This is a genomic window from Limnobacter sp. UBA3528 (assembly GCF_002377005.1).
Classification (GTDB): domain Bacteria; phylum Pseudomonadota; class Gammaproteobacteria; order Burkholderiales; family Burkholderiaceae_B; genus Limnobacter.
Genome location: NZ_DFOZ01000025.1, coordinates 1 through 8164 on the forward strand (window position 1 = coordinate 1; position 8164 = coordinate 8164).

Below are 8164 nucleotides of genomic sequence, written 5' to 3' on the forward strand. Positions count from 1 at the left end.
AGGTGTCGGATCTGGATCAGGTGTAACACTTGCGAACAACGTTGGAGATGTCAGCATCAACAATGCGTTTGCATCCAGAATTCCCCCGCAGGGATTTTCTTGGCCTGAGGCAGTGCCACAGTTCACATCCGCATCGTTATACGCAGCGTTTGTCTGTTTGATTGCTGCTATCAACTGGTCGTTGGTTAATGTAGTATCCGAGCTGGAAACTGCCATCGCAACGACTGCACTCACGTGTGGAGTAGAAAAGCTTGTACCCTGCACGCTTACTACCCCATCAGTTGTCTGGCTAGAGTCACCCAAAGTTCTAATTGGCACCGAGCCGCCTTGAGTAGAAAAGTCACCACCACCCAAAGATGAAGTCACAACCGTGGATGCAATGTTGGCATATCCTTCTGAGTAGCCCGACGCAGAGTTAGCAGTTACCGAAATCACACCATCACAATTAGCCGGAAAGTTGATAAAGTCCGCGAATGCATCATTGCCAGTGGCAGCAACTATGTGAGCGCCTTCGCTAATAGCTGCGGCAACAGCTTGTTGTACAGAAGTTGGGCAAACAGCTCTCCCCCCCAGAGACAGGTTAATCACCTTGGCTGGATTTGGGTTTACTCCTAGTGCTGTCAAACCTTCATTGTTAGGATCTTCAAATCCTGCGGCCCACATGATAGCGTTACCAATATCAATAGAGCCGTCTTCGTCAGTGCCACACCGGCCTAATGCCTTAATGTGTGTGATTTTCGCGTTCGGCAGGATACCGGCAACACCGTACGAATTATTACGAATAGCACCAATTAGACCTGATACGGCCAAACCATGGTAGGGCGCAGACGTAACCCCAGGCTCACAAGTTTCATCGTCTGCATCAGAGGCTTTTTCTTGGACACTTGATGAGCCTTCTTCGACAAGATTCAATGTATTGACATAAATACCTTCGTCATCAATATTTGCACCCAAGCCCGCATCAATCACGGCCACATTAATGTTTGCACCAAGATTTGGAAACATCTTCATCAGGTCAGAAATGCCGGAATTTAATGCACCTAGTGATGTAGCTGAGGTACCGCTCAGGTAACCCTGCTGATCAAGCCAGTAGGTGTCATTAAAATTAGCTGCTCTTGCATGGGGCACAAACTCGACATGCTTGATACCCGGAATTGATGTCACTGCTTTCTTGAAAGATGCTTGGTTAATATTGCCAGCCTGCTCTATCTCTGCGATCACAGAGTTGAATCCCGCTTTTTTCAAAAATTTGAGAGACTGACCTGAGCGCTTGCCGATCTCCATCACGATTGGTTCCAACTGCGAAGCAGGCAAAGCAGCCTGGTCTGGGTTCTTCAATGTGATTATTACTTTGTGGGTGTAATCGGCCGAAGCCTGCTTTAATTGTGTACCCTTTTGCTGCTTCACATAAGGAACTTGTGGAGCCGCTACGGTAATTGCAGCTCCCAACATGGCTACGGTCGCGGTCGCGTTCTTTAATTTTCTATTCATGTCTAACCTATATAGTTTGATAACACCATGGCTGCTTTAATTTTTATCAGTCACTAACCATTCAGGCTTGTAATTTCGACTCTCCACACCATCAAAGCATCTACGCAGAGTTTAATTTTCGCATTCAGCTTTTTTCAGATTGTTCGTGAGTTAACTTGAGAACTAGTTTCGACTAAACACTATCCGCAGCGGATAGCCGACACTTTTCCATCATCAATAAACAAATTCATTCTGTCGGTTCGATAGTCATGAGTTCCGATAAATGACTGGCCATCCTCACCGAGTATTCTAGACTTAAATCCTGATTCTTTGATGTACTCAAGCGCCTTTTTTTTATCCATACCAGCGACTTGTTGATGAGCATTTTTGCAAGTCAGCACCTCTCTCTTTTCTGGGAGACCCGAACAACCAACAATGACTACATTCATGGACAAGATCACAAGGAGTACATTTAACTTTTTGAAGAATACATGCTTCATATTTTCCCTAATGCAACCTTTCCGATACGGACTATGTCATTCGAACTTCCACAACTCTTATTAGAAACTCAAGTTCTGGCGCATAGGTCCAAGAAATTTTGAGATGAAATCAAACAGAGGGTCTCATTCGATGGCTGAAATTATCATTATCGCGACAAATGATCTACTAGAAAAATTACGCCAAGTAGTTTTACCTAATCGTAAAAAAAAAGAAAAATATTGTCAGAAAGCCACTTTAATTACTTCATATCAATCACTTAAAAGATAGCTCGAACACTAGCCACTTCCAACTAAACTGACATGTAAGAAAACACTTGTCACCATTTGAGGTGACTCGTCGTTGAACCCCCCCATCTGGACTACCCCGGCTATCGTGGACAACTCCCGGCTAATATTGGACTACCCCGCCTATCGTGGACAACTCCCGGCTAATATTTGAGCATAGGAGAAAGTCATCATGAGTGGACAAAGGTACCCGTTGCACCTGGCGCTCAACGACATTGAACACACCAAAACCAAGGCATTTCACCCGCAAACAAACGGAATCTGCGAACCCTTCCACAGTAAGCGTCCGGGCAACTCGCCTAGCATTGCCGCTCTTGGTTGTTAGAGGATAAACGTCCACGAATTTGTGATGGACGTTTATGCATCAAGTTCAAGATTTAGTCGTAGGGCATCATTGGTGTCTTGATGAATCACCGTTGATCGCCTTTACCGCTCGTGCCTGTTTCCCAATCCAAACCAGCACCAAGTCCATTGCCTGAAGATCCCGAATATCTTCAGAACATGGTGCGCCAGTTGCAAGAGACCGTGAGTGCGCTTGAGGGCACGGTGCGCTATATCACCGCCCGGTACGAGAAACTCTCCCATGAAATGGCTGTGTTGAAACGCACCACCTACGGTAAGAAGTCCGAGAGGCTTGGTGGTAATTTAGTTGGCGAGCAGGCCAAGCTGTTTGAAGAATCTGTTGCAGAAGATATCGCTGGCGTTGAGCTGGAATTGGCGCAGCTCGATGAACGGCGTAAGGCGCTGAACAATGCCCCAGAGAACACACCAGCCACGACGCTAGCCCCCAAACAATCACCCAAGCGCACCCCGTTGCCAGCGCATTTACCCCGCGTGAAGATTTATCACGAACCGGCCAGCACCCAATGCAAGTGTGGCTGTGCGCTGCGTCGCATGGGCGAGGACATCACCGAGAAGCTGGATTACGCCCCCGGCGACTTCACGGTGGAACAGCACATTCGGGGCCGCTGGGTGTGCGATGAATGCGAAACCTTCGAACAAGAACCCATGCCCGCTTATGTGATCGACAAGGGTTCGGCCACGCCGGGCTTGTTGGCTCAAGTGTTGGTGAACAAGTATGCTGATCACTTGCCCCACTACAGGCAAGAGGCCATCTTTGGCCGCGCCGGTTTGGGCATTTCCCGCTCCACCCTGTCGATGTGGACAGGCCAGTGTGGCGTGGCCTTGCAGCCCTTGAGAGCCATCACAACACAACGCTTGATGTGCTCCCCAGCCGGCTCAAAGTCCAGATAAGCGGACTAGATTGGGCTACGATATTGGGATTTTAGGATTTGAAAAACTCCTTTAGCGGCTTGCAAGGCGCTGAAACTCTCCGCCCTGAATCACTGCGATTTGAAACCCTTTGTCTTTGGATGCTTTGACCTCACCATTGACCACGATCTCCGATTTCACGGGGTATAGGCCATCGGGTACACCCTTTGGCATTGGGATGGTGAACTGACTTTCGTATTGACCACTGCTTGCATCAGGGTTAATGGTTTTCACAACCTCTTGAAGCTTGGTGCCATCGGGCTTGTACAAGGTCAGTCGCTCTTGCAGAGCAACCGCTGGCTCGCTTGTGCCCTTTACAATCTCAACTGTGGTCAAGGACTGGGTCTGCTCGCCAGAAGTCAGCTTGGTTTTACTCATCTTGGAGTCCAGATATACAACCTGCGTTTGCTCGGGCAAGGGCTTGCCTTTGTTGGCTCGCTGAAAATCTTGCTCGGACTGCTGGGCGGTCTTGGTCTTTTTCACCTCATAGTTGATGGCAAAACAAATACCACCAGCCAAGGCCGCACCCACTGCAGCACCGGCAGCACGGTTGTCTTTGTTCAGCAACGCACCAGCCAAAGCGCCAAGACCCATCGCCACGGCGTTGTTACAGCCGCCCTCGGATTCCGGGAGCCCCAGAAAACCGGTGCGGTCATAGCCCGAGTCAGTCGCCCCACCGCCAGTTGTCGCCATACAGCCTGCCAAGAGACTTGCAGCGGCCAAAGAGCTTGTTAATTTCAATGCAATCGATTTCATGTCTTTTCCTTATCTATCGAGTATTCAATGGCTACTGCAGTATTAGAACTTGTTTCCACATTCTGAGCAAAACGCATCTCCTGGCTCGGCAACAGCGTCGCAGTTGGAGCACACCTTTCCACTCAGAGGGATCTCTTTGGTCGAGTCTGCGCGCGTGTTGTCAATCATTTTCTCGGCCTGCGCCATGGCTTGCTCAGTGCTGACCGACGCAGCAGATGATGCAGCCGCGCCAGCGGCAATCGCAGCGCCCTCCATGCCATTGGTGAGCGATGCAGCAACCTTCAGATCAGCCCCACCGCCAGCACCGCCCAGTGTGTTCAAAGCCCCCAGGGTGGCAACCCGTTTGAGATCGGACTTGGAGCCGGGGGCAACGATCACGGCCTGATCTGCGCCAAACTCGCAAAGGTGCTGCGCCAAGAACTTGGCCTTTTGAGCGTTGCCACGCATGCCCACAATGTGGCGTACATCGGATTTTTTGAAAACGACTGAGAAAATTTCTGCAACCCAGACGCGGATTGTGGCCGTCTCGATATTAGTCACAGTCTTTGAGCTTTTGACGCGGTCGGTGAACTGGTTGCCAAAGTCAATCGAGGTGGTCTGGTAGTTGCCGTCCATTTCAACCCAATACAGGGTGGAGATGAAATTGAACTTGCCCCAGATTCGAGAAGCGGCATTAAAGGCGTGGGTTGCCGCAACCCACAGCACCATCCCCACACCGACGAGATTGAGGTTACTCAGATCGGTGGGGTTGTTCATCGCAGACACGCCAAAAATCACAAATACGATGGCGCCAATCACATACATGGCAGTGCCAAACATATTCAGAAACACGAGCCAAGTGTAGTTTTTGTTGGCAAGCGCTTCTTTGATGGTGAGCTTGTCCATCCGAGCCTCTGGCATGGGTTGTGTCTCTTGCACAAAATCGCCATTAAACGAACCCATGGTTGAATTGCCCACGCGAGGCTCATTGGCCACGTACACCCGGTTGGGGATTTGCTCTGTCCAGTTGCGCTGCAGTTCGCGTTGCAGCTCATCGGAGAGCTGCTTGGGATGCGCATTCATCGACAGGGTCATTGTTTCACTGGAAGTCTGACCATTGGGCGGGGGCATGAGGTTATTCATCAAGCTCATAAAGAAAATGCCTGAACTGACGAAGGTTGTGAGCAACAAAATCAAGGTTACGGTGTTGGTCGCCATCCACTGAAAACCGCTCATGTCCACAGTGATGCCGGACAATGCGATGTTCAGGATCACTGGGGTAAAAATACCAATCAGAACAAGCGCTGCGATCGAGCCTGTCCCAAAGTTAGATCCGGTATTCAGGTTGGCATCGTTGATGGGCTGCACAAAGAACAGGGTCACGAGCAAAAACACCCCGCCCACGATTGTGGTTTGAATGCCAGCGTCCACCGTAGCAATGGAGAACAGATACGACAGGCTCAGCGCCACGACGATTGCCAAATTCTTAAAGTACATTTCTGCCAGGTTTCGAATTCGCGTGGGTGCGAAAATCAGGTTTGGTAACAGGCTGTACAAAAGCCCATTGAGCGAACCCGTGGGCTCATCAATCTTTAGGGCGTTTTGACGCACAATTTCAACTAGCTCATCGGGCTTGTACTTGAACACATTGGTGTTGTTTACCGCATGCTCGCCTGTTTCATTGGCCAGGGAATTGGGTTCGCCACGACCAAAGAAAAAGCGTAGATGGCTCAGCGTGATCGCCCCTTGGGCAAGTCCGGCGAGCAACATCAAAAGCCCCACCACAATCGGGGCAAGGCTAAGCAGCGAAGCTTGCGACACATTGGTTAGGCTGTCTCGGGAGACAAAGAACAGCACCAAGGCGCACACAACAATGAATGCGGCCGATGCGCCGCGAAAGATGTTCTCAACCGCATAGGGGTTGGGGTATTCAAACCTGGAACTAACACTGCTGAATTCATAGGACATGAGAGTAAAGCTCCCTAATAAAATTATTGAATGGTTATGTTGTTAAGCGCTTCGGTCTGACGCTTTTGACTTTCAGCAATAATGAATTTCAACTCTTTGTGATTGGCCACCAAGTCCAGCCCGATTTCGGCAGAATTGATTGCACAGTCATAATCTTGGGCTCGGTAACAGGACTGAGACTTTTCAAGGATTCGCTTAAAAGCAGCACTTTGAGCCGGGTCTTGTTTGGATTGTGGCGCAGCAAGTGCGGCTTGAGCAGCTTTTGCCGCGCGCGCTTTGTCTGCTGCAATGGCGGCATCTTTCTCAGCCTGAATCCGCAGGTTTTCTGCCTGAACACGCTCCAACTCTTGTTGCAGGCGTAACCTTTCCTCCTCGGCCTGAGTCTGTCGGCTCAGCGCAGCAAGCTTTTCTTGTTCAGCCAAGGTCTCGGCTTCAAGATGAAGGCGCTCTTGCTCTTGTTGGTCGGGGCCATCCTCAAGCGGAGGAGCTACCACGATTGATTGCGGTGTGCCTTCGAACTGATTTTGCTCAATCACCAAGGGTTCAGCCGAATCCTGGTCTTGGCTTTTCCCAGTGCCAGTGGCAAAAAACACCAGCAAGGCAATCAGTGCTATTGCGCCTGCAGCGATTCCAAAATAAAGCTTGATCTGCTGGGGAGAAATGGCGTTACTGGTCTGAACGATTGAATCGCTTTTCCTGGTTGGCTTGGGCTCTGACCAGATAAACGGATCAGAAGCGCTTGGCTTGGCATCGGTGCGGGATTCATCCTTTGGTGTTGCCGACTCTTTTGGTGAGGCGGGCTTTGCCTTTGAATCGATCTCACTTGGCGCGCTTTGTGTTTGCAATGGCTCTGGCTGCAGCGAATTGTCTTGTGCAGAGCCAGGATTACTTGTGGTTACTGGTGCTTTTTTAATCGATGGGAAGTCTTTGCCGCAAGAAGTGCAGAACTTGGCCCCTTGCTTGTTGGGTGTGCCACATGCGGGGCAATATCGCGGTTTTGTCATAAGGGTGGTACCGGTTTAGTAAAGTATGGTTTTATCAATTATTCTCATTGTAGGGTAATAGATTTTTTAACTAGTAAGTTTTTTTAGCATGTGAGATCATCCCCTCGAATGGTCCCGCTTTGTCAACGAGAGTCTGGGTAGTCCAATGTTATTAGACAATACACGACGCGTGAGTTGAGAGCGGGCCTCTGACCTGCCCGGGAATTTCCTACCACTGAGAACTTAACTTTATGGTCTCAGTTGATAAATCGTTTTGCAATCCTGCCACGAACTCATTCGGGGTCAGGTCAGGTAGTTCAAACTGGAGTGCGGTCTGACCGCATTGTAATGCTGCCTCCAGTCTTCAATAATTACTCGTGCTTCTACTCCCCACACTTCACCTACATCAATCTCTGCCATCAGTTTCACGCGCTCGGGTCGTGGAATTTCATGCAGGTCGAACACGCCGTTGAACTGCGGCATTGTCTTGGCCATATGGTTGGCCAGCTTGGCCAGGGTTTTGGTGGGGCCAATAACCACGTGTGCAACATCTTGCCCAGAAGCGCCGCCAAGAGTGGCTCACCTGCGCGAAACAAGCCGGCTGGTTACATGCTCATTCCTAGGCTTGGTTTTGTGAAACCTGGCTGCTTAAGAAATTCGTCGAAGTCGGCTTCGGTCAAAGTACGATTGTGCTTAGCAATTCTCTGATTCAATTCGGCGGTTGTATGTGGTAGGCCGCGCTTAGCCGCCCAATGACCCTTTTGCCCCAGTGGGATCGTTGGAATTTCAGGTGACCCACGACGCCTTGCCGACTTCGAATGCATAAATAGGTCGATTCCTGCCTCCCTCGCCTTCGCATTGATCATGTCAGCCACCGCCTGGCGAATCTTTTCAATTTTGTTGAGTTGCATCTAAAATTGACCCACTGGGGATGCGGACAAAATCTTGGAC

At 49.9% G+C, this 8164-nt stretch carries 6 protein-coding genes and 2 pseudogenes; 1 reads left to right on the forward strand and 7 read right to left on the reverse strand.

All coding sequences use genetic code 11. The annotated features are described in order from the left end of the window. The coding region (locus tag B4N58_RS07290) for a S8 family serine peptidase (RefSeq protein ID WP_291747530.1) at window positions 1-1491 on the reverse strand (1491 nt) is incomplete at its 3' end. A gap of 179 nt (window positions 1492-1670) precedes the next feature. Continuing rightward, window positions 1671-1919, reverse strand: coding sequence for a hypothetical protein (locus tag B4N58_RS07295; protein WP_291747533.1), 249 nt, complete (start codon window positions 1917-1919; stop codon window positions 1671-1673). Window positions 1920-2831: 912 nt separating this feature from the next. On the opposite strand from B4N58_RS07295, the pseudogene B4N58_RS07300 reads away from it, so the two are divergent. Beyond that, a pseudogene (locus tag B4N58_RS07300) lies at window positions 2832-3509 on the forward strand (IS66 family transposase); the annotation flags it as partial. A gap of 51 nt (window positions 3510-3560) precedes the next feature. Here B4N58_RS07300 and B4N58_RS07305 read toward each other — a convergent pair. From B4N58_RS07305 to B4N58_RS07325, 5 genes and pseudogenes are all read right to left on the reverse strand, one after another. Next, the gene (locus B4N58_RS07305; RefSeq protein WP_291747536.1) at window positions 3561-4283 is read right to left on the reverse strand and encodes a hypothetical protein; all 723 of its coding nucleotides are present in this window, start codon (window positions 4281-4283) and stop codon (window positions 3561-3563) included. Window positions 4284-4325: 42 nt separating this feature from the next. Continuing rightward, on the reverse strand, window positions 4326-6230 hold the full coding sequence (locus tag B4N58_RS07310; RefSeq protein ID WP_291747540.1) for a zinc ribbon domain-containing protein: 1905 nt from the start codon (window positions 6228-6230) through the stop codon (window positions 4326-4328). 23 nt (window positions 6231-6253) lie between these two features. Beyond that, window positions 6254-7234, reverse strand: coding sequence for a zinc ribbon domain-containing protein (locus B4N58_RS07315; protein ID WP_291747543.1), 981 nt, complete (start codon window positions 7232-7234; stop codon window positions 6254-6256). Between the two features lie 282 nt (window positions 7235-7516). Beyond that, window positions 7517-7597 (reverse strand): annotated as a pseudogene (locus tag B4N58_RS15670) (integrase core domain-containing protein); the annotation flags it as partial. A 221-nt stretch (window positions 7598-7818) separates the two neighbouring features. Continuing rightward, window positions 7819-8124 carry a hypothetical protein gene (locus tag B4N58_RS07325; RefSeq protein WP_291747546.1) on the reverse strand — a complete coding sequence of 102 codons (306 nt, stop codon included), beginning with the start codon at window positions 8122-8124 and terminating at the stop codon, window positions 7819-7821. Window positions 8125-8164 lie beyond the last annotated feature (40 nt).